The 25931-nt window shown below is 55.5% G+C and carries 17 protein-coding genes and 1 pseudogene; 14 read left to right on the forward strand and 4 right to left on the reverse strand.

What is annotated here, in order from left to right; all coding sequences use genetic code 11:
* Positions 1-120 precede the first annotated feature (120 nt).
* Positions 121-999: pseudogene (locus tag AABA21_RS09770) on the reverse strand (LysR family transcriptional regulator); the annotation flags it as partial.
* A 553-nt stretch (positions 1000-1552) separates the two neighbouring features.
* Between AABA21_RS09770 and AABA21_RS09775 the strand changes: the two are divergent.
* From AABA21_RS09775 to AABA21_RS09795, 5 genes are all read left to right on the forward strand, one after another.
* A complete protein-coding gene (locus AABA21_RS09775; RefSeq protein WP_338249291.1) occupies positions 1553-3319 on the forward strand; it encodes an MFS transporter in 1767 nt (588 codons plus the stop codon).
* Between the two features lie 377 nt (positions 3320-3696).
* Entirely contained in the window at positions 3697-4464 is a 768-nt protein-coding gene (locus tag AABA21_RS09780) for an SDR family NAD(P)-dependent oxidoreductase (RefSeq protein ID WP_338249293.1), read from the forward strand.
* A 42-nt stretch (positions 4465-4506) separates the two neighbouring features.
* Entirely contained in the window at positions 4507-5505 is a 999-nt protein-coding gene (locus AABA21_RS09785) for a sugar phosphate isomerase/epimerase family protein (protein ID WP_338249295.1), read from the forward strand.
* Positions 5506-5562: 57 nt separating this feature from the next.
* Entirely contained in the window at positions 5563-6348 is a 786-nt protein-coding gene (locus AABA21_RS09790) for an SDR family NAD(P)-dependent oxidoreductase (protein ID WP_338249296.1), read from the forward strand.
* An 85-nt stretch (positions 6349-6433) separates the two neighbouring features.
* Positions 6434-7216 carry an amidohydrolase family protein gene (locus tag AABA21_RS09795; RefSeq protein ID WP_338249298.1) on the forward strand — a complete coding sequence of 261 codons (783 nt, stop codon included), beginning with the start codon at positions 6434-6436 and terminating at the stop codon, positions 7214-7216.
* A gap of 99 nt (positions 7217-7315) precedes the next feature.
* On the opposite strand, the gene AABA21_RS09800 is transcribed toward AABA21_RS09795, so the two are convergent.
* The 3 genes from AABA21_RS09800 to AABA21_RS09810 all read right to left on the reverse strand — a co-directional run bounded on the left by AABA21_RS09800 (position 7316) and on the right by AABA21_RS09810 (position 9686).
* Positions 7316-8164 (reverse strand): sugar phosphate isomerase/epimerase family protein, encoded by an 849-nt coding sequence (locus tag AABA21_RS09800; protein ID WP_338249300.1) that lies wholly within the window; start codon positions 8162-8164, stop codon positions 7316-7318.
* Between the two features lie 153 nt (positions 8165-8317).
* The gene (locus AABA21_RS09805; RefSeq protein WP_338249302.1) at positions 8318-8578 is read right to left on the reverse strand and encodes a hypothetical protein; all 261 of its coding nucleotides are present in this window, start codon (positions 8576-8578) and stop codon (positions 8318-8320) included.
* Between the two features lie 268 nt (positions 8579-8846).
* Entirely contained in the window at positions 8847-9686 is an 840-nt protein-coding gene (locus AABA21_RS09810) for an alpha/beta fold hydrolase (RefSeq protein WP_338249304.1), read from the reverse strand.
* A gap of 93 nt (positions 9687-9779) precedes the next feature.
* Between AABA21_RS09810 and AABA21_RS09815 the strand changes: the two genes are divergently transcribed.
* The 9 genes from AABA21_RS09815 (at position 9780) to AABA21_RS09855 (ending at position 25904) form a co-directional block, all read left to right on the forward strand.
* Positions 9780-10424: a GNAT family N-acetyltransferase gene (locus tag AABA21_RS09815; protein WP_338249306.1), complete on the forward strand. Its 645-nt coding sequence runs from the start codon at positions 9780-9782 to the stop codon at positions 10422-10424.
* A gap of 333 nt (positions 10425-10757) precedes the next feature.
* On the forward strand, positions 10758-12980 hold the full coding sequence (locus AABA21_RS09820) for an ATP-dependent Clp protease ATP-binding subunit (protein WP_338249308.1): 2223 nt from the start codon (positions 10758-10760) through the stop codon (positions 12978-12980).
* Between the two features lie 655 nt (positions 12981-13635).
* Positions 13636-17133, forward strand: a complete 3498-nt coding sequence (gene rpoB / locus AABA21_RS09825) for a DNA-directed RNA polymerase subunit beta (RefSeq protein ID WP_338249311.1) — start codon at positions 13636-13638, stop codon at positions 17131-17133.
* Positions 17134-17547: 414 nt separating this feature from the next.
* Positions 17548-19782: an ATP-dependent Clp protease ATP-binding subunit gene (locus AABA21_RS09830; protein WP_338249313.1), complete on the forward strand. Its 2235-nt coding sequence runs from the start codon at positions 17548-17550 to the stop codon at positions 19780-19782.
* A 330-nt stretch (positions 19783-20112) separates the two neighbouring features.
* Positions 20113-21147, forward strand: coding sequence for a LacI family DNA-binding transcriptional regulator (locus tag AABA21_RS09835; protein WP_338249315.1), 1035 nt, complete (start codon positions 20113-20115; stop codon positions 21145-21147).
* 127 nt (positions 21148-21274) lie between these two features.
* Positions 21275-22603, forward strand: a complete 1329-nt coding sequence (locus AABA21_RS09840) for an ABC transporter substrate-binding protein (protein WP_338249317.1) — start codon at positions 21275-21277, stop codon at positions 22601-22603.
* Between the two features lie 389 nt (positions 22604-22992).
* Positions 22993-23754 carry a carbohydrate ABC transporter permease gene (locus tag AABA21_RS09845; protein WP_420917141.1) on the forward strand — a complete coding sequence of 254 codons (762 nt, stop codon included), beginning with the start codon at positions 22993-22995 and terminating at the stop codon, positions 23752-23754.
* 35 nt (positions 23755-23789) lie between these two features.
* Positions 23790-24710, forward strand: a complete 921-nt coding sequence (locus tag AABA21_RS09850; RefSeq protein ID WP_338249321.1) for a carbohydrate ABC transporter permease — start codon at positions 23790-23792, stop codon at positions 24708-24710.
* A gap of 135 nt (positions 24711-24845) precedes the next feature.
* Positions 24846-25904: a glycoside hydrolase family 130 protein gene (locus AABA21_RS09855; RefSeq protein ID WP_338249323.1), complete on the forward strand. Its 1059-nt coding sequence runs from the start codon at positions 24846-24848 to the stop codon at positions 25902-25904.
* The last annotated feature ends 27 nt before the right edge of the window (positions 25905-25931 follow it).

The raw sequence follows: 25931 nt of genomic DNA on the forward strand, positions 1-25931 counted from the left end.
TTTTCAGGCGTTAGATGAGGTGCTGTTCTCCCCTCTTAATGAGGAGGCCTGACCTCCTGGGGTGGATGGCGTTTTCGCCTGCATCGATGGGGGTAGGTGAGCCAGCGTTTCCCTGTTATAGGCGAAGTAGTCGATGACGAACTGGCGGAACTGACGCGCGGCCAGCGAGAGATAGCGCTCTTGCGACCAGGCCAGCCCGATGGTGCGCCGACAGATCGGCCTCTCGATGCGCAAAACGCTGAATGAAGGATCGGGCTGTTGAATGATCGTCTGCCAGCTGACGGCCGAGGTAAAGGTGATGCCCAGTCCCGCCCGCACCAGACCACGGATGGCGGCGGGTTCGTCGCCCTCAAAGATGATCTTTGGCGTAAAGCCGGCCTGCTGGCAGTATTGATCGCTAATGTCGCGCAGCCCATAGCCGGGCTTGACGCTCACAAAGGCGTCGTTGGCTACCTCGCTCAGATCGATGCTTTCCCGCTCGGCTAATCGATGGTTGCTGGGAACGATCAGGAAGATCTCTTCGGTCATCAGGGCGATCCAGCCGATGCCCGCACGCTCGACGGGAGGTGAGGCGAGGCAGATATCGATCTCGCCATGCTCCAACTGCTCGATCATCGCCAGGTTCGGCTGTTGAAAGAGGCGGAAGCTGATCGCGGGATAGCGGGCGCAGAAGACGCTCAAAATCTCGGCCAGCAGATTGACGTTGGCCGTACCAATGCCTATCGAGCCATGTTCGAGTCCCGCCATATCCTGCAGCTCCCGCTTCCCCTCATCCAGCTCAAAAAAAGCGCGCTCCACCCGCTGCAGAAAGATCTGGCCGAACTTATTGAGGCGTATCTGCCGCCCATGCCGATCGAACAGCGGCACCCCCAGCTCCTTCTCCAGGTGCGCGATCATCTTACTCAACGAAGGCTGCGCGATCGTCAACTCCTCCGCTGCCCTCGTCATATGCTCATGCCGCGCCACCGTCTGAAAATAGCGCAATTGTAATAAATCCATGGTTTGACTCCCTGGTGCATCTCACGTTGGTGGGGCGTGCGCGTCTGGGGACGGGGTCGCTTCGCTCCAAGTCGGGGCAAGCCCGACACCTACGATGGGGTTTCACGTTGGTGAAACATCCTCACATTGGTTGGTGAAGCATCCTCACATTGGTTGACGAAGCATCCTCACATTGGTTGGTGAAGCATTCTTACATTGGTGGTGCGGCGGGCGCGTACAGCGCCCGCCGCACCACCAATAAAAACTCTGCGGCCGCGCAGCGGCCGCCTGTGCGGGGGCACCCAACTTCCCATCGCCATGGGACGCAAAACCAACTCATAGACAAAAAGGAATGAATATATAGAAAATTATATATTGGAAATTATCAATATTCAAGGGTACACTTTAAGTATACAAAAGCGCGCGCCATCATACTTTCTTCTCGGCGTGACGTCAGTCAGGCTCACAGCCAAAAGCATATCGAATGTTATTATTCCCTTCTGAAAATGAAATGTGGAGGAGACACGCTGTGGTGTGGGTGATACAGAGTGGTATGGAGTAAAAAGGATACAATATGTCTCAAACAAGGGTCCCAAGGTCTGCTCGTCCGATAGGTCCAAATTACAAATGGATTGCGTTGTCCAACACAACGCTTGGTATGTTGATGGCCACCATCAACTCTAGTATTGTTCTGATTTCTTTGCCTGCTATCTTTACAGGTGTTGGCGTCAATCCCCTGGCTCCCGGCGAAACGAATTACCTGCTGTGGATGTTGATGGGATATATGATTATCACGGCTACCCTGGTGGTAACTTTTGGGCGCATCGGTGATATCTATGGACGCGTTAAACTCTATAATCTGGGCTTTGCTATCTTTACTGTTGGTAGTATTTTACTGTATCTGACCCCTGGTTCTGGCGATAGCGCCATTATCATGATGATCTTGTTCCGCCTGGTGCAAGGTGTGGGCGCCGGCTTCTTGATGGCGAACAGTACGGCTATCTTGACGGATGCCTTCCCGGCCCATCAGCGCGGTATGGCTCTGGGCATCAACCAGATGGTGGCCATCCTGGGCTCGATCCTGGGCCTGATCGTCGGTGGCCTGCTCTCTGTGGTGAGCTGGCGCGCCGTCTTCCTGGTCAGCGTGCCGTTCGGTATTCTTGGTACGGTCTGGGCGTATTTGAAGCTGCGTGAGACCTCGACGGTGAGCACGAAGCATCAGGGTATCGACTGGTTCGGCAATATCACGTTCTTCCTGGGTCTGACCATCCTGCTGATCGGCCTGACCTACGGTATCGAGCCATACGGCTCATCCGCTATGGGCTGGGGCAACCCGATGGTGATCGCGGCCCTGGTGATTGGTGCTCTGCTGCTGGTTGCTTTTGTCTGGATCGAGATGCATGTCGCGGCTCCGATGTTCCAGCTGTCCCTGTTCAGAATCCCGGCTTTTACTACCGGTAATATCAGTGGCCTTCTATCCGGTCTGGCCCGTGGTGGTCTGCAGTTTATCCTCATCATCTGGCTGCAGGGTATCTGGCTGCCGTTGCACGGCTACAACTTTGAGGATACCCCGCTGTGGGCTGGTATCTATATGTTGCCATTGATGGTTGGTTTTGTGATCATGGGACCATTGAGTGGCTGGCTCTCTGATCGCTTTGGCGCTCGCATCTTTTCAGCGGTCGGTATGTTCCTGCAGGCGATTGGCTTTGTGCTGCTGACAATACTGCCCACCAACTTTGTCTATCTGCCGTTCGCGCTTATTCTGTTTGTGATGGGCATTGGACAGGGCATGTTCGCTTCGCCCAATACGACCGATATCATGAATAGCGTGCCGGCCTCCGCCCGTGGCGCCGGTTCCGGTATGCGTAGCACTTTCCAGAACGCGGCCACCGTCATCAGTATGGGCATGTTCTTCAGCATCGTGACGGCTGGTCTGGCCGCTTCGCTGCCCGGTGTCCTGTACGGTGGTTTGACGAAGGCGGGCCTGCCAGCCAGCGTTGCCAACGGTGTGGCGCACCTGCCACCGGTCGCGGCCCTCTTCGCCGCCTTCCTGGGCTTTAATCCTATGCAGACCATGCTGCCTCCGGCGGTTCTGAACGCTCTGCCTCAGGCCAGCCGGGCTCAGCTGCTGGGCAAGAGCTTCTTCCCCAATCTGATCTCTGGCCCCTTTGTGGATGGCCTGCATATCGCCTTCTACATAGCCGCCGCTATGTGCCTGGTCGCGGGCTGCGTCTCGCTGATTCGTACCCGTCGCGCGCAGCTGGCCGCTAACGAGGCCGAACACATCGAGGTCATCGCCCCCGAGGTCGAGGCCGTCGCCGAAATGGCCGGCGAACAATAAATTACAATAAGATATGTTGTAAAGGCCGTGCGGACGCACGGCCTTTACAACATATCTTATTAAATACCTCTAGCAAACATGCTGTTTTTGCCACCTAAATATAGACACTTTTTCCTTGACACCAGAATTCTCACTCATTAGACTTATCTGTAATGAATATATTTCAATGGGGAAATTGATTCAGCAGGCACAATACTAATCCTCCTGTGATGATAGATCCTCTTTTCGCACCTGCGTGGCTCACGTGTTAGTTTGAGTGATGTAGTGGCAGGTGCGCATTCGTACACCTGCCACTACATCACTCAAAAAGAACTTGTGTTTATGATTATTCTCCCACGAAATCGTTGTTGGTAGATGGTGTTATGAAAGGAGAAGCCATGTATTTAGAGAAGTTTAAACTGCAGGGGCGCGTGGCCCTGGTGACCGGTGGTAATCGGGGGCTGGGATTGGTGATGGCGCAGGCGCTGGCGGAGGCGGGCGCGGATGTGGTGGTGACCAGCCGTGAGCGTGCGCGGGCCGAGGAGTGCGCGGCGCAACTGGCACGAGATTTCAGTTGCCGCGCGCTGGGCCTCGCCGTAGATGTGACGCAGCCGCAGCAGGTTGAGGATATGGTGCAGACGATTGTGAAAGATCTGGGACGCATCGATATCCTGATCAACAACGCTGGCATCAATATTCGTAAGCCGCTGGAGTCGTTCGATGAGGAGAGCTGGGATCTCGTTCAGTCTACGAATCTAAAGGCACCTTTCCTGTGTGCTAAAGCGGTGGCGCCTGTGATGAAGCAGCAGCGGTATGGGCGTATCATCAATGTGGCTTCGATGCTGGGCCAGGTGGGTCTGGCGGAGCGCAGCGCCTACTGCTCCAGCAAGGGCGGCGTCATCCAGCTAACCCGCGTGCTGGCCCTGGAGCTGGCTGACTACAATATTACCGTCAACGCGCTCTGCCCCGGCCCCTTCATGACGGAGCTCAATAAACCTGTACTGAATAATCCCGAGGCCAATCAGTTTTTTATCAATCATGTCGCGCTACATCGCTGGGGCGATCCCCAGGAGCTGGGTGGCGCGGCCCTTTTCCTGGCCTCCGATGCCTCCAGCTTTATGACGGGCTCCACATTGACTGTGGATGGTGGCTGGACGGCCGAGTAAGCTTTAGCTAGCGACGCGATGAGTGATGAAAGCGAGGATGCTATGCGCGTTGGACTTTCTGTGTATGGTACGACCTTTAGCATGGGGGTACACCCCGCTTCAGGTCGTCCGACTATACGTCCCCAGCAGTTGATGGAGCAGGCGCAGGCGCTGGGGCTAGAGGGCGTTGAACTGCCCTTTGTATTTCTGAATGGAGTCGATATCGAGGCGCTCAGACGCTACGCTGAGGAGCGCCAGCTCGCCATTACACTGGATACCTATGGCTGTGATGCAGGCCATTTGAGTGAAGTGCTCGAACTGGGATCGCGCCTGGGCGCCAGGACGGTGCGTACGCTGGTGGGCGGCGCCAAACTGGGTGGCGACCGCCGCGAGATGGTCGGCCACTGGCAAGATTATCTGCAGCAGGTGCTGACCGGTTTCCAGCAGGCGACCACGGTGGCCGAACGGCTCGGCGTCAACCTGGCGGTCGAAAATCACCAGGATATTGCCTCGGAGGAACTGCTCTGGCTCTGCACAACCATTAACTCAGAGAACTTTGGTATCATCTTTGACACCGGCAATCCGCTGGCGACGGCCGAGGAGCCAATAGATTTCACGCGGCGCATCGCCCCCTATGTCAAGCACATGCATCTTAAAGACTACTGGATCTACCTGAGCGAAGAAGGCTATCGCCTGGTGCGCTGTCCCCTGGGACAGGGCGTGATCGACTTCCCGGCCATGCTGGAGATTCTGGCGGGGACGGGACATGAGATTACGAAGGCGGTGGAGCTGGGCGCTTTGGAGGGACGGCATGTACGCGTGCTGGCCGACGATTATTGGCCGGAATATCCACCACGCACGGCACCCCAGTTCGCACAGCTCTGGCGCTTCGTCCAGCATCACGCCCGGCCCGTCGGCGAGTGGCGTACCCCCTTTGAACTGGGCCAGCCCGTAGAGGAGATTGTCGCCTATGAGCAGCGCCAGCTGGTCTCTAGCCTGGCATATCTGCGTGCGCTGTTTGGAGAGCCCCACCAGCAGGAAATATTGAATGGACACCTTTGATCAAAGGTGCCATCGGATGGTAGTGCTTCTAGTGATGTAAGGAAAGAGGTTTCACGCATGGCTGCAGAAGATCTCACAGGAAAAGTTGCCCTGGTTACCGGTTCTAGCCGGGGCCTGGGCCGTCATTATGCTTTACACCTGGCTCGTGCCGGTGCGGATGTGATCGTCCACGATGTCCACGCACAGGCCGCCTCCGAGTTTGGCGAGGCCCCCTCCGGCGAGGCCGTGGTTGAAGAGATACAGTCCCTGGGACGCCGGGCGGCCTTCTTTACCGCCGACCTGACGGATGCCGCGCAGGTCGAGGGCTTTGTGCGCCAGTCCCTGGAAAAGCTGGGCCAGATCGATATCCTGGTCAACAACGCCGGCGGCGACATCGGAGCGCACACCCCACGTCCAGAGCCCAACGACGCCCTGGACATCGATCCGGAAGATATCCGCTCGGTGGTCGAGCGCAACCTGTTGACGACCATGTTTACCTGCAAGTATGTCGGCGCCCACATGCGCGAGCGCGGCTCGGGCAAGATCATCAACGTCGGCTCGGCGGCCGGACACGTCGCGGCCCGCACTGGGCTCATCTACGCCGCCGCCAAAGCGGGCGTCTCGCATTACACCCGCTGCCTGGCCGAGGAACTGCGCCCATCGGGCATCAACGTCAACTGCCTCTCGCCCGCGCCCACCTACACCGGACGCTTCCTGGCCACCCGCAGTGTCGGCAGCGAAGAAGGGCGCTCACGCCTGCAACGCATCGCCCAGCCTGAAGACATGGCCAAAATCGTCCTCTTCCTCGCCAGCACCCAATCCGACATCCTGACCGGCGAAACCATCGTCTGCTGGTTCGGTTGATCAAGATATCGTAGGTGCCCGGGCTTGTCGCGAAGCGACAAGCCCGGGCACCTACGATATAACGTACAATAAAGAATGAGGATGTATGGCCGAATTGAACTTGAACAGACGCGCGCATCTCCCTATCTTTGATAGCCATATGCACATCATCGATCCACGCTTTCCCTTGGTTGCTAATCAAGGCTATCTGCCGGAGACCTTTACCGTTGAGGATTACCGTGCCCGCACAGCGCAATTTCCCATCATCGGGGGGGCGGTCGTTTCGGGTTCGTTCCAGGGAGAGGATCAGACCTATCTGATTGATGCGCTTGAGCGTTTGGGTCCTGGCTTCGTTGGCGTGACCCAGTTACCGGTTACTGTTCCCGATCAGGAGATTCTGCAATTGCATGCCGCGGGTGTACGGGCTGTACGCTTTAATTTCAGGCGAGGGGGTGCCGATGTATTGGAAAAGCTGGAGACGCTGGCCCGGCGCGTCTATGACCTGGCGGCCTGGCATGCCGAGCTCTACATCGACTCAAAGTACCTGGCTGAACTGGCTCCTCTGCTGACATCGCTGCCACGCGTCTGCATCGATCATCTCGGCCTCTCGCAGGCTGGCTTTAATGATCTGCTGCACCTGGTTGAGCGGGGCGCCTACGTCAAGGCCACCGGTTTCGGACGCGTCGATTTCGACGTTCCCCAGGCGCTGAAGGCCATCGCAGCCGTCAACCCCGCCGCCCTCGTGTTCGCTACCGACTTTCCCTGTCCCCGAGCGCCGCGCCCTTTTCAGGATAGCGACGTCGAACTCGTTATAGACGCTCTCGGTGAATCCCTTGCCCGGCACGTCTTCTCCGAAAACGCTATCGCTCTCTACCATCCCGATATTTGAGCATGATGAACGTCCCTCAAGACACGAATGGACGCGCCGTCGTATGCGCGGGTGCGTTATATGTTTGCACTCCGGCATACAACGTTGCGTATGCGTTTGTTATGCGTGGACGTATGGTGCGACAACCTGGCGTTCGCGGCTCAGGCCATTCCATTCGTCGGGATTGGGGCCGTCGTAGATGAGGGTGTAGGGACCCGAGAAGCCAGCCTCGCGCGTGATGTCGAGGCAGCGTACATAGTCGTCGCTATCCAGCTCATCATTTTCTGAGAAGTGGGCCTTGGTATGACAGGATTCCGCGTAAGGCGCGATGGAGGTCAGGGCCTCGTATTTGGTGGGGCCTGACCAGTTGCCGAAGTCGAAGCAGAGTCCGAGGCGACCATTTAACTGCTCGAACACGGTGTGCACAGCGACCGGCTGTGAGAGCAGGCCGAACCAGTTTTCGGTCATCAGGCGTACGCCATTGGCTTCGGCCGTATTGGCCAGATCACGCAGTCTCTGTACGCTGATCTGCAGATTTTCGGCTGTCGGCGATGATTTGCCCGCGATCACGCGCGACCGTTTAGCGCCGAGCTGACCCGCGACCTCGATCCACGAGTTGATCCAGGACTGGTCGCGTTCGCCATGCTCGGGATGTGTGATGTCGCCCGAATCGATCAACAGTGAGAACAGCTCGACGTTCTCATGCTCTAGCGTGGCGCGCAACTCTTTGAGATAGCCGCTATCCAGGCTGGGTAGATGAAAATGGCAGATCTCCAGGGTTGAAATACCAAATGCCGCTAGCCGGGCCGGTAGCTCTAGTAGAGTGATCTCTCCGCGTTTATCTGCCGCTCCTGTCAGAGGGTTTTCAGCGTCGGGGCCGTAAACGGAATAGTCCCCTAGCGTGCGATGCAGGCTCCAGGTGGAGACTGAAAGACGAAGAGGACTGGTCGATTTGTCTGTAGGCGTCATGCCGAAGCTCCTTTGATGCATAGATAAGTGAGAAAAGTTCTTTTCCCTCCTTCGTGATGCGCACAAGCGAAGGGATCATGAACTCTCCTCCACAATGTTCTTCTATCATTGTAGCCTATTTAAACTTTTTTCGCAGGAGCAAAAGCTATGAGATCAGGGCTCGTCTACCGCGTAATCAGGGTCATCGAAATCGGTAATCGGCGCGCTTGTCTCTTCCTCCAGAATTTCGGGCACCGGATTAACCTGATGGGCCCTGGCCGCGGCTACTAGCGTCTTCTTGTGCTGGTTGAGCCAGTTGAGAAAGTCAACGGCCTCGTGCGGCGACAGTGTCAGGCGCGTTCCTTCACCGGTAATGGCGAGCATTCCCTCTTCATGCAGTTCCACAACGTGTTTGCCTAAATCGCGTGTGCTCACTATGTGTTCCTTTCCATATCGCAAAATAAAGATAGCAATCAAGAGTAACTTCTATACTTCCCACATGGTTCTCGTTCTAGTGTTTTAAGCATAGCGCTGGCGGGAAGATCACTCTATCATTAATATATACCATGTTCCTTTATATACGCACGGATGTTTTTATTGGCTACAGATTATGCGCGGTCGCGTTCAGTCCTGTCCGGCGTATCGGAGAGCAGGTATGGCCTCATTCCATGCCCACCTGCTCCATTGATGTCGCTTGATGCGGTTACTGGCCGCGTTCGCCCCTGAGATGTTTGTTGAAGAAGTTGATGGCCAGTCGATAGATGTCTGGCCAGCTCTGAGGCTGCCTGGAGAAGACGTGATCCTCACCTTCAATGGGATGCAAGGTGACATCTGCCTGTGCCTGTCTGAGGGCGGCATAGAGTGCCTCGCTCTGGTTAAAAGGCACAACGGTATCGTTTGTCCCATGTATAATGAGGAAAGGAGGAAGCTTGCCAGACTGGATATACGTAATTGGATTGGCGCGTCGTGCCAACTCTTTGTCTTCCTGTAGCGGTGCGCCGACCAGGCGTGCCTCGGGTGAGTCGGGCTCATCGTGCGTGCCACCCATGGTCAACAGATCGCTGGGTCCGCTCAGGACCACCACGGCCTGTACGCTGCTGGTATAGGTGGATGCTGCCTCGGGACTCTCCAGTTCGGGCACTCCTGCCGTTGTGCCTACCATGGCGGCCAGGTGTCCGCCGGCCGAGTGTCCCCAGACGCCAATGTGCTCGGGATCGATATGATAGCGGGTGGCGTTGGAGCGCAGCCAGCGGATGGCGCTCTTTACGTCTTGCAACTGGGCCGGGAAAGTAGCCTGTCCGCTCAGACGGTACTGCACGTTGACGGTGAAGAAGCCTTGCTCGGCCAGCTCGACATTTTCGCTGCCCATGTGGTCGCCCGCTTCCCATCCACCGCCATGGATGTAGACAACCACTGGCATTGGCTCTGTCGGTACGGGATCGGGCTGGATAATATTGAGATACAGCGGTATACCTTTCGCGTTTGTATAGAGGACTTCTGGCATGCTTTTCGTTGCGTAACGGTTGTTCGATGTTTCTGTCATAGAAATGTCCCATCTTTTCTAGCAAGGTTGCATCTGCTTCGATTTAACTGACGTCTTTACAAGTATACAAGTAGTAAACGAAAGGATGTAAGGATGCAGATGAATATTGCGCTCCTCAGCGATTTTGTGGTGCGACCGGCACGGCTGGCTGATGCCGAATCGGTGGTTAATCTGTTGACCGCGATCGCCTGTGCCGAAGAGCCCGAGCAGGCCGCGCGCCTCTCGCTGGCTGAGGAGGACTCCGAGCGGACAGTGGAGGCCACACTGGCTTTCTGGCGTACTCTGGATCTACCCCATGACACGCAGGTGGTGGTGGCGCCTGACGAGAGCATCGTTGGCTACATCGATGTGGGGATGATGTTCAGGGATGCTGAGCATACCGATCGCTGCGTACGAATTCGCCATGTGTCCGGTGTACATCCCGACTATACGGGCCGGGGGATCGGTACCTGGCTGCTACACTTCGCCCAGTGGTGGGCGCAACAGCATTCTAGCGGCGATCCTATGCGCATCGTGGCCTGGATCCACCATCGTAATGAGCGGGCCAGCCACCTCTTTACGCGTGAGGGCTATGTCTGCAAGGGCGACTATACCTATCGAGCGCTTCAACTGGATGAGCGGGCCAACCAGCGCCTGGTCAGCCAGTATACCAGCTATAGCAAAATTGTGACCCCTGATATGCTGATCGTTTTGTGCCACGGTGTGAAAGGCGAGCCGCAAGATACCCTGAATAGCTAACCCGTCCTACTTTTAAACCCAGATATTTGATATTTGCGAAAAAGTCCGTTTATAGTTACCGTATTAGCACTCGTGAATTGGAACTGCTAAATATGGGAATAAACCGCTTCATGGGTGCGTTTATATAGATGATTAGCAATCATTCGAAAAGAGTGCTAACCCCGGGAATAAAAAGACCCGGGCCATCGTTTATATAAGTGATTAGCAGTGACCTGTCGAGAGTGCTAACATTCTCCCGTGCCGCTGATAAAAACCAGAAAACTCCCTGAAGGGAGTCTGCAAGAAGTAGATTCCCTGCTTCAAATAAATGATTAGAGTAGGAGCATACCTATAATGAAATGTGAACGTTGCCAGAAAAACCCCGCTCAGGTCCGCGTTGATCAGTTAGTGGATGGTCGTCGTGAGTCTCATTTCCTCTGTCAGTCCTGTGTCAATGAACTGATGAGTGTGATGGAACAGGCTTCGGGTTTTGATGGCCCCGAAACCTCTGGTGCTCCCTTCGGCTTTACAGGCAATAACAATGCAAACTCCTCTGCGGCCAGCGCTCGTACCAGTACTGCTACTGCTGAGCGCCAGGAGGCCCAGAGTAAAACTCCAACTTTGGATAAATATGGCCGCGACCTGACGGGTGAGGCTGCGGAAGGCAAGCTTGATCCAGCCGCCGGCCGCGAGCGCGAACTGCGCCGCATGATCACCGTCCTGGGCCGTCGCCAGAAGAACAATCCGGTCCTGATCGGTGAGCCGGGCGTCGGTAAGACGGCGATCGTTGAGGGACTGGCTCGCAAGATCGTCAGCGGTGATGTGCCCGCTAACTTGCAGGGCAAACGCATCGTCTCGTTGAATATCGGTGGCATGGTCGCTGGTGCCTCGTTCCGTGGTCAGTTTGAGCAGCGCATCAAATCGATCCTGGAGGAGCTGCGCAACGCGCCCGAGATCATCGTCTTCATCGACGAGCTGCATACGGTGGTCGGCGCAGGTGCCGCCGAGGGTTCGGTTGGCGCTTCCGACATGATCAAGCCGGCGCTGGCCCGTGGCGAGCTGCGCTGTATCGGCGCCACCACGCTGGACGAGTACCGCAAACATGTCGAGAAAGACGCTGCGTTGGAGCGCCGTTTCCAGCCGGTCAAGGTTGATGAGCCCTCGGTCGATGAGGCCATCGCGATGCTGAAGTTGCTGCGGCCCAACTATGAGGCGCACCACAATGTGAGCATCACCGACGAGGCGATCGAGGCGGCCGTCAAGCTGTCGGACCGCTACATCAATGATCGCTTCCTGCCTGACAAAGCCATCGACGTGATGGATGAGGCGGGTTCGGCCCTGGTGCTTGAGGCGACCGAGAAAGGCATGGTCAGTCCTTCGGTGCTGGAGAAAGAACTGGCAGACATTCAGGCGCAGAAAGAGGCCGCCGCTGAGGCCGAGGATTACGAGAAGGCCGCGAAGCTGCGCCAACAGGAGCTACTCACCCTGCAGAAACTGGAGAAGGCCCGTTCCGAGGCTGACACCAGCATGTCCCTGCTGGTGACGCCAGAGCAGATCGCGCAGGTAGTAGAGCTGTGGACCGGGGTGCCGGTGACGCAGATGCTGGAGAGCGAGCGCAAGAATCTGCTCACCCTGGAAAGCGACCTGCGCCAGCGGGTGATTGGTCAGGATGAGGCGATCAGCGCGGTAGCCCGTTCCATCCGTCGTTCGCGGGCGGGACTCAAAGATCCCAAACGCCCCATCGGCTCGTTCCTGTTCTTAGGACCCACCGGTGTTGGGAAGACCGAACTGGCCAAGGCTCTCTCCGCTGAACTGTTCGGTGGTGAGGACCACATGATCCGGCTGGATATGTCGGAGTACATGGAGCCGCATACCGTCTCGCGTCTGTTCGGGAGCCCTCCGGGATATGTGGGACACGAGGATGGTGGACAGCTCACCGAGCAGGTGCGGCGCCGTCCCTACAGTGTGATCCTGCTCGACGAGATCGAGAAGGCGCATCCTGAGGTCTTCAACTCCTTGTTGCAGATCCTCGACGATGGTCGGCTGACCGATGGACAGGGTCGAACCGTGGACTTCAAGAACACGGTGGTGATCATGACCAGTAACGCGGGCAGTTCAGATCTCAAGCGTGCGGTGAACATGGGCTTCAACACCCGTAAAGGTGATGAGGTGAAGAACGAGCAGCACGAGGTGATGCGCTCCAAAGCGATGGAGGGCTTGAAGCGAGCGTTCCGGCCAGAGTTCATCAACCGTATCGACCAGATTGTGGTCTTCCACACGTTGGGACGTCAGGAGCTCTACCAGATCGTCGATCTGATGCTGGAGCAGGTGCGCGGCCGGTTGGCCGAGCAGCAGATCGAGCTGAGCGTGAACGACGAGGTGCGCGACTACCTGTTGCAGGTGGGCTTCGACGAGGAGTATGGAGCGCGTCCGCTGCGCCGGGCGATCCAGAGCTACGTCGATGACGCATTGGCCGACGCCATCCTCGATGGCACCGTCGCCAGCGGCCAGCAGGCCCAGTTAGCCATGGAAGACGGCAAGATCGTCGTCCAACTGGCCGATAGGCTAGCGGCGTAACATAAAGCTACGATTCCCCTTAGCTTAAGGCGGGCGAGATCATTCAAGATCTCGCCCGCCTTTTCGTTTGTTTTATACTCTATTTAAGGGAAAGATGCGCGCTGCGCCCGGTCTGCCCAAATCGATAGCACACCAGGAGGGGACGCAGCCGTTCTCCGGACACGAAAATAAACTTATCTCTTCCCATTATTATTATAACACCTTCTGTCCAATAGCACACTGCCTTTTTGGACGATTTTTTTTTGTATTCTTTCCTCTATACTCTGGTAGAAACGACGCGCGTCTTTCGCACCCACGGTGAAATCTTTTCTCTGAATGTGTCTTACTCTCGTTACCCTGGGGGACCGTGATCGCCCCCGCACTAACACACCATGGACTCGTGAGCACCTGAGGTGCTCACATGTCAGTTTTATGTTGGTGTATCGAGTGCGCATCTGCGCACTCGATACACCAACATAAAAAATAAGCGCGGCCGCGCAGTGGCCGCGAGGGCGGGGGCGATCACGGTCCCCCAGGGTGAGGAGAGTAAGGTACATTCTCCGAGAAAAGATATCTTTTGTGTTTGTGCTCAAAGAGCACACGCTTCATCAGGCGTGTGCCAGACCCTCGTCGTGTGCGAAAAGAGTCACCTAGAGGTGAAAGGACAAGAGATATCATGGCGGTAAGCAAGAAATCTGTGCTAGCACCGGAACGCGTCTCCTTTGCGCGTATTCCAGACATACGGCCGATGCCAGGGCTGATTCAGATCCAGCTCGACTCTTTTGAATGGTTTAAGAAGGAGGGTCTGCGCGAGCTTTTCGAAGAGATCTCGCCGATCGAAGACTTTACCGGCAAAAACCTGAGCTTAGAATTTATTGTACCTCCAGAACCGTTTGGCAAACCCAAATACAGCGAAGACGAGTGCCGCGATCGCGATGCGACGTACGCTGCTCCTCTGACAGTGAAGGCGCGGTTGGTGAACAAAGAGACGGGTGAGATCATCGAGAAAGATGTCTTCATGGGTGATTTCCCGTTGATGACGACGAATGGTACGTTTATTATCAACGGCACCGAGCGCGTGGTGGTGAGCCAACTGGTGCGCTCCGCCGGTGTCTACTATACCGCCGACGAGGATGCCACTACGGGCCGCAGGCTCTTCTCGGCCAAGCTGATTCCCGGCCGTGGTGCCTGGTTGGAGTTCGAGACCAGCAATAAAAATCTCTTAACCGTCAAGATTGACCGCAAACGTAAGATTCCGGTGACTACGCTGTTGCGGGCGATATCTAGCCTGGCTAAAGAACAGTGGCATGCCGAAAATGTAGATCTATCGACCGATCAGGGGATCCTGGACGCCTTCGCCGGCGTCGATAACGATCCCGTGGTGCGCTACATTCAGGCCACCCTGGACCGTGATCCGGTGAGGAAAGAGGACGAGGCGCTACTCGAACTGTACAAGAAGCTGCGCCCCGGTGATCCCGCTACCTTAGATAATGCGCGTTCGCTGGCCAGGAATCTCTTCTTTAGTTCACGCCGGTATGACCTGGGCGGTGTCGGTCGCTACAAGCTCAATCGCAAGCTGGACCTGGCGATTCCGCAGAGCCAGCGCATCCTGACGCAGGACGACCTGGTCAACATCATTCGGCGCCTGGTGTCATTGAATAATGGCCGTGGCCGTAAGGATGACATCGACCATCTGGGCAACCGCCGCGTGCGCTGTGTGGGCGAGCTGATCCAGACGCAGTTCCGCGTAGGTCTGCTGCGCATGGAGCGCGTCGTCAAGGAGCGCATGAGCATTCAGGAGCCGGGACAGGCCACCCCGAACGCCCTCATCAACATCCGCCCGGTAGTGGCGGCGATGAAGGAGTTCTTTGGCGGTAGCCAGCTTTCGCAGTTCATGGAGCAGACCAACGCTCTGGCAGAGGTTGGTGTCAAGCGCCGCCTCTCGGCGCTGGGTCCCGGCGGTCTCTCGCGTGATCGTGCGGGCTTCGATGTCCGTGACGTTCACGAATCTCACTATGGTCGTATCTGCCCGATTGAGACGCCTGAGGGTCCCAACATTGGTCTGATCGGTAACCTGGCGACGTATGCGCAGATCAACCCCTATGGGTTCATCGAGACACCGTACCGCAAGGTCTACAAACGCCTGAAGGCCAATGATCCCAACCTGATCGGGCGCGAGTTCCGCGGGGTGTTTGGACGTGAGCGCGACGCCATCACCGACACGGATGGCACCGTGTTGATCCCGGCGCGTGAGCGTGTGCGTATCGACGAGACGCTATTCCAGAAACTGTCGTCCTTGCTGGGTGACGCGCAGGTTCGCGTGAAGCCCTTCGTGACCGAGGTGGTGGATTACCATACCGCCGATGACGAAGAGAACTTCTGGATCGCGCAGGCCAACGCCAAACTCTCCGACAACGATGAGTTCGAAGAGGATCGTGTTCTGGCGCGCTATCAGGGTGAGTTTTTCATGGAGAACTCGGACAACATCGACTACATGGACGTTTCGCCGCGCCAGACGGTTTCAGTGGCGACCGCCCTGATCCCCTTCCTGGAGCATGACGACGTCAACCGCGCCCTGATGGGCGCCAACATGCAGCGCCAGGCGGTGCCGTTGCTGCGTCCGCAGTCCCCCATCTGTGGGACCGGCATTGAGCGCCAGATCGCCATCGACTCCGGCCAGGTCATCGTCAGTCAGACCAGTGGCGAAGTCGTTTCTTCCACCGCGCGTCGCATTGAAGTCATCGATGAGCAGGGAGAACTGCACATCTATCGCCTGCGCAAGTTTGTGCGTTCCAATGCGGGTACCTGTATTAACCAACGACCGATCGTCAAAAAAGGCGACTATGTCACCGCGGGGCAGGTGCTTGCGGACAATACCTCGACCCAGGACGGCGAGTTGGCGTTAGGCCAGAACATCCTGGTGGCCTTCATGAGCTGGGAGGGTGGCAACTTCGAGGACGCCATTCTGATCAGTGAACGCATCGCGCACGAGGATCTCTTCACCTCGATCCACATCGAGAAGTATGAGATCGACGCCCGCGACACCAAACTGGGACCCGAAGAGATCACGCGTGATATTCCGAATGTGGGTGAAGAGGGTCTGCGCAACCTGGATGAGCGCGGCATCATCTATGTCGGGGCCGAAGTAGGACCACAGGATATCCTGGTCGGCAAGATTACGCCCAAGGGCGAGACCGAGCTGACGGCGGAAGAGAAGCTGCTGCGTGCCATCTTCGGTGAAAAGGCCCGTGAAGTCAAAGACACCTCGCTGCGTGTGCCCCATGGTGAGCGCGGCAAGATCATCGAGGTCAAGGTCTTCTCACGCGAGGCCGGTGATGAACTACCTCCAGGCGTCAACCAGCTGGTGCGCGTCAGTATCGCGCAGAAGCGTAAGATCGGCGCGGGCGACAAGATGGCCGGACGCCACGGCAACAAGGGTGTGATCTCCCGCGTGTTGCCGATCGAGGACATGCCCTTCCTGCCTGACGGCACGCCGGTGGACATCATCCTGAACCCGCTGGGCGTCCCGCACCGTATGAATATCGGTCAGATTATGGAGACCCACCTTGGCTGGGCGGCGGAAGCGCTGGGCTTTAAGATCGCCACGCCCGTCTTCGACGGCGCCACCGAAGATGATATCGAAGAGTTCCTGCGTCGGGCAGGACTGCCCGAAACCGGCAAAGTCCAGCTTTATGATGGACGGACCGGCGAGCCATTTGACCATCCCATCACGGTTGGCTACAACTACATGTTGAAACTGGCCCACCTGGTAGAAGATAAAGTGCACGCCCGTTCAACCGGCCCCTACAGCTTGATCACACAGCAGCCGCTGGGTGGTAAGGCGCAATTCGGTGGACAGCGGTTCGGTGAAATGGAAGTGTGGGCGCTGGAAGCCTATGGAGCCGCCAATATCCTCCAGGAGATTCTGACGGTAAAGTCGGATGATGTGGTGGGCCGTGTCAAAACCTACGAGGCGATCGTGAAAGGTGAGCATATCATGGAGCCGGGCGTTCCAGAATCCTTTAAAGTGCTCGTAAAAGAATTGCAGAGCCTGGGCATTAATGTAGAGGTCCTCAACGAAGACGAGCAAAAGATCCAATTCGTCGAAGACACCTCGAACGATGTAATGCCGGAACTGGGTATTAATTTATCCGGCTTCGAGGGGGATCAGTAAGGTGTAAATTTCCCGATTAAACTGCCCCTGGACCGAAGTTGGCTTCTTTCTTGAAGGCGTTGCCAGCAGGGGCCACATCTAAATCGGCGGTAGGCGCGTACAACATAAACAGCGAGCTCTTTAAAAGCGAGGATGGAGGGAATAAGTATCTCCATCCTCCTGTTATTATCAGTACTTAGCAATCTTGAAAAGAGAGTGCTAAAAGCGGGAATAAGCAGGCCCGCCATACCGTTATCATATATGAATAAACAAATACGAAATGCGAGTGCTAGAAGTGGAGGCCTCGGTTGCATTCATTGGTCTCGCCAATCATTTGTTAGCATAGAAAGATTCCGCGGAGATCGCGCTTTATCCCAGGTGCTGGTTGAGGAAGCGTGACTCCATCGAGATATATAGTGAGGAGCATACCTGATAATGAAGTGTGAACGCTGTCAGAAGAATCCTGCCCAGGTCCGCGTTGAAGCTATGGTCAACGGTAAACGTGAAGCCCACTTCCTCTGCCAGTCCTGTGTAGAAGAACTTATGGACTCGTTGAATCAGATGGGCGGCCTCGGTGACGATTCTGAAAACGCTGGTGCTCCCTTTGGTTTTGCTGCCAATAACAATACAAACTTTTTCAACTCCACCAGCCGTGGCAACGGTAGAAATACCGCGACCGCCGAGAAGTCTGCCAGGCAGAGTAAGACCCCGACCCTTGATCAGTATGGTCGTGATCTGACGGGCGAGGCTGCAGAAGGCAAGCTTGATCCAGCCGCCGGCCGCGAGCGCGAACTGCGCCGCATGATCACCATTCTGGGCCGTCGCCAGAAGAACAATCCGGTCCTGATCGGTGAGCCGGGCGTCGGTAAGACGGCGATCGTTGAGGGACTGGCCCGTAAGATCGTCAGCGGTGATGTGCCCGCTAACCTGCAGGGCAAACGCATCGTCTCATTGAATATGGGTGGCATGGTCGCTGGTGCCTCGTTCCGTGGTCAGTTTGAGCAGCGCATCAAATCGATCCTGGAGGAACTGCGCAACGCGCCCGAGATCATCGTCTTCATCGACGAGCTGCATACGGTGGTCGGCGCGGGTGCCGCCGAAGGTTCGGTAGGTGCCGCCGACATGATCAAGCCGGCGCTGGCCCGTGGCGAGCTGCGTTGTATCGGCGCCACCACACTGGATGAGTACCGCAAACACATCGAGAAAGACGCCGCGTTGGAGCGCCGTTTCCAGCCGGTCAAGGTTGATGAGCCCTCGGTTGATGAAGCCATCGCGATGCTGAAATTGCTGCGACCCAACTATGAGGCGCACCACAATGTGAGCATCACCGACGAGGCGATCGAGGCGGCCGTCAAGCTGTCGGACCGCTACATCAATGATCGCTTCCTGCCTGACAAAGCCATCGATGTGATGGATGAGGCGGGCTCGGCCCTGGTGCTTGAGGCGACCGAGAAAGGCATGGTCAGTCCTTCGGTGCTGGAGAAAGAGCTGGCCGATATTCAGGCGCAGAAAGAGGCCGCCGCTGAGGCCGAGGATTACGCGAAGGCTGCAAAGCTGCGCCAGCAAGAACTGGTGACGCTTGAGAAGCTGGAGAAGGCCCGCTCCCAGTCGGGGGCGACCGTATCCTTGCTGGTGACGCCAGAGCAGATTGCGCAGGTGGTCGAGCTGTGGACCGGGGTGCCGGTGACGCAGATGCTGGAGAGCGAGCGCAAGAATCTGCTCACCCTGGAGAGCGATCTGCGCCAGCGGGTGATTGGTCAGGATGAGGCGATCAGCGCGGTAGCCCGTTCCATCCGCCGTTCGCGGGCGGGACTCAAAGATCCCAAACGCCCCATCGGCTCGTTCCTGTTCTTAGGACCCACCGGTGTTGGGAAGACCGAACTGGCCAAGGCTCTCTCCGCTGAACTGTTCGGTGGTGAGGACCACATGATCCGGCTGGATATGTCGGAGTACATGGAGCCGCATACCGTCTCGCGTCTGTTTGGCAGCCCTCCGGGATATGTGGGGCATGACGATGGTGGACAGCTCACCGAGCAGGTGCGGCGTCGTCCCTACAGCGTGATCCTGCTCGACGAGGTCGAGAAGGCGCATCCTGAGGTCTTCAACTCCTTGTTGCAGATCCTCGACGATGGTCGGCTGACCGATGGACAGGGTCGAACCGTGGACTTCAAGAACACGGTGGTGATCATGACCAGTAACGCGGGCAGCGCGGATCTCAAGCGGGCGGTGAACATGGGCTTCAACAATCGCAAAGGTGATGAGGCGAAGGATGAGCAGCACGAGGTGATGCGCTCCAAGGCGATGGAGGGCTTGAAGCGAGCGTTCCGGCCAGAGTTCATCAACCGCATCGACCAGATTGTGGTCTTCCACACGTTGGGACGCCAGGAGCTCTATCAGATCGTGGACCTGATGCTGGAGCAGGTGCGCGGACGCCTGGCCGAGCAGCAGATCGAGCTGAGCGTGAGCGATGAGGTGCGCGACTACCTGTTGCAGGTCGGCTTCGACGAGGAGTATGGAGCACGTCCGCTGCGCCGGGCGATCCAGAGCTACGTCGATGACGCATTGGCCGACGCCATCCTCGATGGCACCATCGCCAGCGGTCAGCAGGCCCAACTGGCCATGGAAGACGGCAAGATCGTCGTACAGCAGGTCGACAGTCTCGCGGCGTAAGCCTGATCATCAAAAGAACTATCCGCAATGTATGCGGGAGCCAGGTTGTTTTAAAACAGCCTGGCTTTTTTTGCAAAATTTGATTCTAAAGTAGGCTCGGGTCTATAATCTTTAACGAAATAAGAAGAGATAAAGCGGGGAGGTGCAGGAGGGGCGGCGAGCCCCTCCTGCCGGGGTTTGGGGTGTCTCCAAAAGCTCCTCCTCTCTCCTTCCCCGCCGAAGGCGGCAGAAATTTCCATTCTGTCAACTCGCTCGGGCGAGTTGACAGAATGGAAATACCCATGTATACTTTTTGTAAACGTTTACTTAGTGTTTTCATTGAGGAAAATTATGGCCGAAGGTTTGGAAGAGATTGCTGCGAGAGCAGGGGTATCAATCGCTACGGCATCACGTGCTCTTAACGGCAAGGGTGGTGTAAAAGAAGAGACAAGGCAGCGCGTGCTAATGGTGGCGCAGGATCTGCAGTATGCTGCGTCAATGGCCGGTCGTGGATTGTCAACATCACGTACAGAGACGATCAGTTTTGTGGTCAGCCGCAAGTCAGATTCATTCAACGATGATCCATTTTATCCGATTATCATGCGCGGCCTGGAGTCCGAATTATCTAACCACGGCTATCATTTGCTCATGTCTACGATCGATGTTACACAGAGTAAGTCGGCTAGCGATTTTCGGCCTGTCATGGAGCGGCGCGTTGATGGTGTAATTCTAGTGGGTCCGGATATTCCATCACGTTTGATCGTTAGCTTGCAGCAGCGGGGCATACCGGTGCTGCTGATCGACAACGATCTGGCGGCTCTGTCGATTGATGCGGTGAACATTGACAATAAGCAAGGGAGCAGACAGGCGACCGAGCATCTTATTCAGCATGGTCACCGCACGATTGTCTCTTTGTTAGGACCCGAGAATTGGCATAGTTCACTTATGCGTGGGCAGGGATATCTCGAGGCGATGGCTGCCGCTAACCTTACTCCACACATTTTTCGCGTCGATGCTACGACCGCGAAGACGGGTGCGCTGGCGATGCGTCAGGCGTTAGAATCTGTGCCGGATCTGACAGCGATTTTTGCCGCGAACGATGCCATGGCGGTAGGTGCTATCCGTGAGCTGCTGCAGCGGCAACGGCGCGTACCCGAAGACGTGGCGGTCATTGGTTTTGACGACGTGGCTATGAGTGAGCTCTATGAGCCACCCCTAACCACAATTGGCGTGTTTAAGCGTGAAATCGGCAGACAGGCGGCCCGTCAGATGCTTGATATGCTGAACGAGTATGGCAGTCCCGATCGAGCTCCGATGAAGATTTCGCTCTCGACCGAACTGGTGCTCCGCCGTTCTTGTGGTTGTCAGCCGACCCCTGAGCATTAGTGGTTCTTATCTACAATTTTTGCGTGTTGTTTGTTTTATTTGATATCGTTCACCATTAGTATTCTCTATCATCCTTTTGACTGGACAAGAGGCGCTAATGGTTGAGCAGTAGTGAAGGAGTCTAGCGATGAAGCTGACCAAACTTTTTTCTGGTTTAGCAATATTTATCGTTGTTGCCCTCTCCCTGGCTGGCTGCGGGGGTGATCAGAGCGGCAGTAGCTCTAGTGGTGGTAGTACTAATATAACGTTTTGGTCCGGATCCAATCCTCCTGAAGTGGCTTTCTGGACACAGATGGCTAAAGCGTATACCGCTAAAAACCCTTCCGTTAAGGTTTCGGTGAAAACTATCCCTGAGTCTCCTACTTCGGAGGCTGGTATCCAGGCCGCCCTGGCTGGGAATACCGCCCCAACCGCTTCAGAGGGTATCTTTACTGGTTTTGGTAGCCAACTTTCGCAGTCGCAGGCTTTGGTACCATTAGATCAGATGCCTGGGTGGGATAATGTATTAAAAACTCGCCATATGGATAACACCATGCAGGGCTGGAAGTTTTCTGACGGTCACTCTTATATTTTGCCAGTATATTCGAATGCTATCATGGTTGCCTGGCGTATGGATATCCTGAAACAACTTGGTTATAGTCAGCCCCCACGGACATATAGCCAGGTGCTGGAACTGGGTCAGAAGTTAAAAGCCAAATTCCCGGATAAATATGTCTGGGCACGCCCTGAACTGGCAAAGGATACCTGGTATGAGCGCTGGTTTGATTTCTTCACCCTTTATGATGCTGCTACGAGTGGAAATTCGTTTATCAGCGGCAGCAAGTTGACGGCTGATGATTCGGCCGCTGTCTCGACTCTGTCATGGTTGCAGCAGATGTCACAGAAAAAATACCTCCTGGCGCAGACGATTACCGATCCGTTTGAGAATGGTAACTCTGTGATGAGCATCATTGGTCCCTGGGCCTTTACGACCTGGCAGCAGAAATATCCCAATCTGCAACTGAACAAGTCCTATGTTTTAACCTCTCCTGTGGTGCCCGATAATATGGCGAGTACACAGAATGTCAAGACGTTTGCTGACTCCAAGGGTATCGTCATCTACAAACAGGCTTCTGAAGCACAGCAGCAGGCTGCCTGGAAATTTATCACATGGGTCTATTCTGATCCACAGAATGATCTGACGTGGTTGAAGACCACCGCGCTTCCCCCTGCTCGTGACGATCTCAGCACGAATCCAACCTTTACGTCCTACCTGAAGCAGCATCCTGAACTGGTGGCGTTCACTGACAATATCGGTAACGGCGTACCACCAATTAAGAATGGAAAATATGCTGATATTCAGCAGAAGTTGGGCGCTGATGCCGTCATCCCGGTGATCAAAGGCCAGGCTAGTCCGCAGAATGGCTGGAATGCTTTTAAATCGGATATACAGTCATCCCTGGGCGGAAGTCAGTAATTTCTGATTGGTATGGCCCTCCTTTTTCCGGTGCCGCTTGTCTGTCCGGATGAAAAGGAGTGGCCTGCCAATCTCCTCTTGATAAACATAAACGAACTGTATCCCCTTTTCCTGGAATGAGAGTACATTCCCCGTTCCATATAACATACATGATCTATTGCTGGTTTTTTCTGGTTCAGAATGAGCTTTGCTATGGGTGCTCATCGATATAGTTCTGTTTACCAGTGTAACGTGAGGATTTTGCAATGATACACACGCAAGGTGGACAAGAAATGGCCAATGTCCCGGCTGAGCGCCAGCCCAGGACCAGGCGAACAGCAGCCAGGAGACGCGGGCGAGCTGGAAGAAAATACTGGCTCTATCTCGTCGCGATACCAGTGGCGCTGCTAATGATCATCCCTTATTTATATCTCCTGCTGCAATCGCTGGCACCCTGGGATCAGGTTGACAAGACTTTTATCCCCGCTGGCCTGACGTTGAAATCATATCAGTGGCTCTGGACCGGTGGTGGCTATGAGGCGCAGCCGTGGCTTAGCGCGCTTTTCAATAGTGTGCTGGTATCGGCGGTGGACAGCTTCTGTATGGTTGCTATTGGCGCGATTGTGGGTTATGGCCTGGCGATTCTGGAATTTCGTGGGAAGAGGTTTATCAACGGCTTTATCCTTTTCCAGATGTTCTATCCTGGCATCATTTTGCTGGTGCCAACCTTTCTGGTTGTGCGTTTCCTGGGATTGTACAACTCCGTCTGGGCAATGATTATCCCGAGGATGGTTGGTTTGTGGGCGATCTTTATGTACACAGGTTTCTTTCGCGCAACCAATATGGAGATCATCGAGGCCGCGCGCCTGGATGGGGCCAGCGAGTTGTCGATTATCTTTCGCATTATGATACCGATCTCGCGTTCAATCACTTCGGTTATCTTCTTGTTCGTGTTTATGGATCGCTGGACCGAGTTAATGTGGGACTTGATTGTGGTGAAGGATCCTGCGCATCAGACATTGAATGTGCTGCTGTCAACAATGTTCGGCCCATATGGTTCCTATCCGGGTCCGTTGTATGCGGCGGGCGCGTTATTGACATTCCCGATCCTTGTGCTGTTCATGATCTTTAGCCGCAACTTTGTCAAGGGTGTTCAGTTTGTCCTGCGCTAGGCCAGGCATACCTATTATCTGTGAGGGGAAGCGATATGATTGGTGCTCATAAGGTGAATCGGGGAGGTCGTGAACGGGGTGCTGTCAAGCGGGAGATCCAGGGCTGGCTGTTTTCGAGTCCGTACCTGGTGTTTACGATAATCTTCTTCCTGATTCCATTGGTCTATAGTATTTACCTGGTATTCCAGGATTGGAACTTGATTTCGCCAACGCCTGTTTTTGTAGGCCTGGCAAACTTTAAAGAGGCATTAGCGAGCTCGCGTGTCTGGGCCGCCTTCTGGGTATCTTACAAGTTTATGCTTGGTTTTATCCCGTTGGTCCTGGTTGCATCCATCTGCCTGGCGCTGGTGGTGCATCATCTGCCCAGGTGGAAGAGTCTCTTCGCGGTGGCCTTCTTCCTACCATACCTGGCTTCCGGCGTGGTGTCATCGCTGGTGGTGAAAGGTGTATTGTCCTATTCGGGTCCGTTGAATGCATTTTTGCGCGCGACTTTTGGGAACTCTCCAGATTGGTTGGGCAATCCGACACTGGCAATGGGTGTAATCATCGCCATGGTTGTTTGGAAGATGGCCGGTTACTATGCGTTGATTTTCCTGTCAGGGCTACAAGGTATCCCGATTGAAATCTATGAGGCCGCGGCGATTGATGGTGCGGGACCCTGGAAAGCCTTCTGGCGGGTGACACTGCCGATGCTCTATCCCGCTTTTTACACCGTGTTGATTCTGGCCGTTGGTATCGCGTTATCGATCTTTACCGAGCCATATACGTTGACGCATGGGGGTCCCGAGATGGCGACGCAGACCTGGCAACTTGAAATTTATTACCAGGCGTTCGATCAGTTCCGCTCTGGATATGGCGCGACGGTCGCCTTGCTCAATGCGGTCGTAACCTTGATTACGATCCTGGTTATTCGCAGGATTGTTGAGGCCTGGGGCCATCAAAATGGTTGGAATTAATCTGGTGCATCACCTATTGGGGATGTGACGGCACTGATCTTCCTGTCAGGCTGTCCGTGCCCTCATATCCTCAATTTCAGCGCTGTCCCTGGCGGGGATGCGCAATGAGAACTGTTATTTAAGGAGCTATCTGTCATGGCTGATATTGCCAAAAGATTTGGAAACAATCCTTTATTGCATCCACGCGATGTAACACCCAGTATGGATGGGCTGGTGGTTGAGTGCCTCTTGAATCCAGGCGCCTTCAGATTTCAAGGCAAGACCTATTTATTATTGCGCGTTGCTGAGCGTCCGGCGCAGAATGATGATACTGTAAGCGCCCTGGTGCTTGATCCGAGCGCGCCTAAAGGATTACGTATTCTCTCCTGTAAAAAGGGGGATCCAGAACTGGAGTATACATCTGATCCTCGCAGTTTTACATATCGAGGCGATACCTATCTGACCACGTTGTCTCACCTGCGCCTGGCCTCAAGCTCGGATGGTATACATTTCCAGGTGGAGGAGGAGCCTACGCTACTTGGCGAGGGTCCGCTGGAAACCTTTGGCATTGAGGATGCCCGTGTGACGCAGATCGGGGATGTCTACTATCTGACGTTTACCTCTGTTTCGGCTGATGGGTTTGGCGTTGGCCTGGTTAGCACGCGTGATTGGCAGCACTTTGAGCGCCATGGCATGATGATCTCTCCGAATAACAAGGATTGTACGCCTTTTAGTGAACGCATCAATGGCAGGTATTATGCCTTGCATCGTCCTTCAATGGCATCCGGTGGCCTGGGTGGTAATTACATCTGGATGGCTGAGTCGCCAGATATGGTCCATTGGGGCAAGCACAAATGTATTGTGCGCACGCGCCCGGGCAAGTGGGACTCCGCTCGTATTGGCTGTGGCGCGGCCCCCACACGTACCCCCGAGGGATGGTTGGAGATCTATCATGGCGCCGATGAGCATAATCGCTATTGCCTGGGTGCCCTGCTATTTGATCTGAACGATCCGACGAAAGTGCTGGCGCGTTCCGAGGAACCAATTATGGAGCCGCTAACCGAGTATGAGACCAATGGTTTCTTCGGGAGCGTCATCTTCACCAACGGTATCGTTGAGGAGGGCGACCAGATCACCGTTTACTATGGAGCCTCCGACCTGGTTGTCTGCGGTGCTACGCTCTCGATTCAGGAGATCCTGGGTACCCTGAAGTAGAAATGCGCGGAGTAAAGGAGAGCATTC

Source organism: Dictyobacter halimunensis (genome assembly GCF_036245075.1).

Excerpts from the sequence above, each read along its gene's own strand:
- AABA21_RS09775 (WP_338249291.1), top strand. The coding sequence starts at position 1,553 with ATGTCTCAAACAAGGGTCCCAAGGTCTGCTCGTCCGATAGGTCCAAAT.
- AABA21_RS09780 (WP_338249293.1), top strand. The coding sequence starts at position 3,697 with ATGTATTTAGAGAAGTTTAAACTGCAGGGGCGCGTGGCCCTGGTGACC.
- AABA21_RS09785 (WP_338249295.1), top strand. The coding sequence starts at position 4,507 with ATGCGCGTTGGACTTTCTGTGTATGGTACGACCTTTAGCATGGGGGTA.
- AABA21_RS09790 (WP_338249296.1), top strand. The coding sequence starts at position 5,563 with ATGGCTGCAGAAGATCTCACAGGAAAAGTTGCCCTGGTTACCGGTTCT.
- AABA21_RS09795 (WP_338249298.1), top strand. The coding sequence starts at position 6,434 with ATGGCCGAATTGAACTTGAACAGACGCGCGCATCTCCCTATCTTTGAT.
- AABA21_RS09800 (WP_338249300.1), bottom strand. The coding sequence starts at position 8,164 with ATGACGCCTACAGACAAATCGACCAGTCCTCTTCGTCTTTCAGTCTCC.
- AABA21_RS09810 (WP_338249304.1), bottom strand. The coding sequence starts at position 9,686 with ATGACAGAAACATCGAACAACCGTTACGCAACGAAAAGCATGCCAGAA.
- AABA21_RS09815 (WP_338249306.1), top strand. The coding sequence starts at position 9,780 with ATGCAGATGAATATTGCGCTCCTCAGCGATTTTGTGGTGCGACCGGCA.
- AABA21_RS09820 (WP_338249308.1), top strand. The coding sequence starts at position 10,758 with ATGAAATGTGAACGTTGCCAGAAAAACCCCGCTCAGGTCCGCGTTGAT.
- rpoB (WP_338249311.1), top strand. The coding sequence starts at position 13,636 with ATGGCGGTAAGCAAGAAATCTGTGCTAGCACCGGAACGCGTCTCCTTT.
- AABA21_RS09830 (WP_338249313.1), top strand. The coding sequence starts at position 17,548 with ATGAAGTGTGAACGCTGTCAGAAGAATCCTGCCCAGGTCCGCGTTGAA.
- AABA21_RS09835 (WP_338249315.1), top strand. The coding sequence starts at position 20,113 with ATGGCCGAAGGTTTGGAAGAGATTGCTGCGAGAGCAGGGGTATCAATC.
- AABA21_RS09840 (WP_338249317.1), top strand. The coding sequence starts at position 21,275 with ATGAAGCTGACCAAACTTTTTTCTGGTTTAGCAATATTTATCGTTGTT.
- AABA21_RS09845 (WP_420917141.1), top strand. The coding sequence starts at position 22,993 with ATGATCATCCCTTATTTATATCTCCTGCTGCAATCGCTGGCACCCTGG.
- AABA21_RS09850 (WP_338249321.1), top strand. The coding sequence starts at position 23,790 with ATGATTGGTGCTCATAAGGTGAATCGGGGAGGTCGTGAACGGGGTGCT.
- AABA21_RS09855 (WP_338249323.1), top strand. The coding sequence starts at position 24,846 with ATGGCTGATATTGCCAAAAGATTTGGAAACAATCCTTTATTGCATCCA.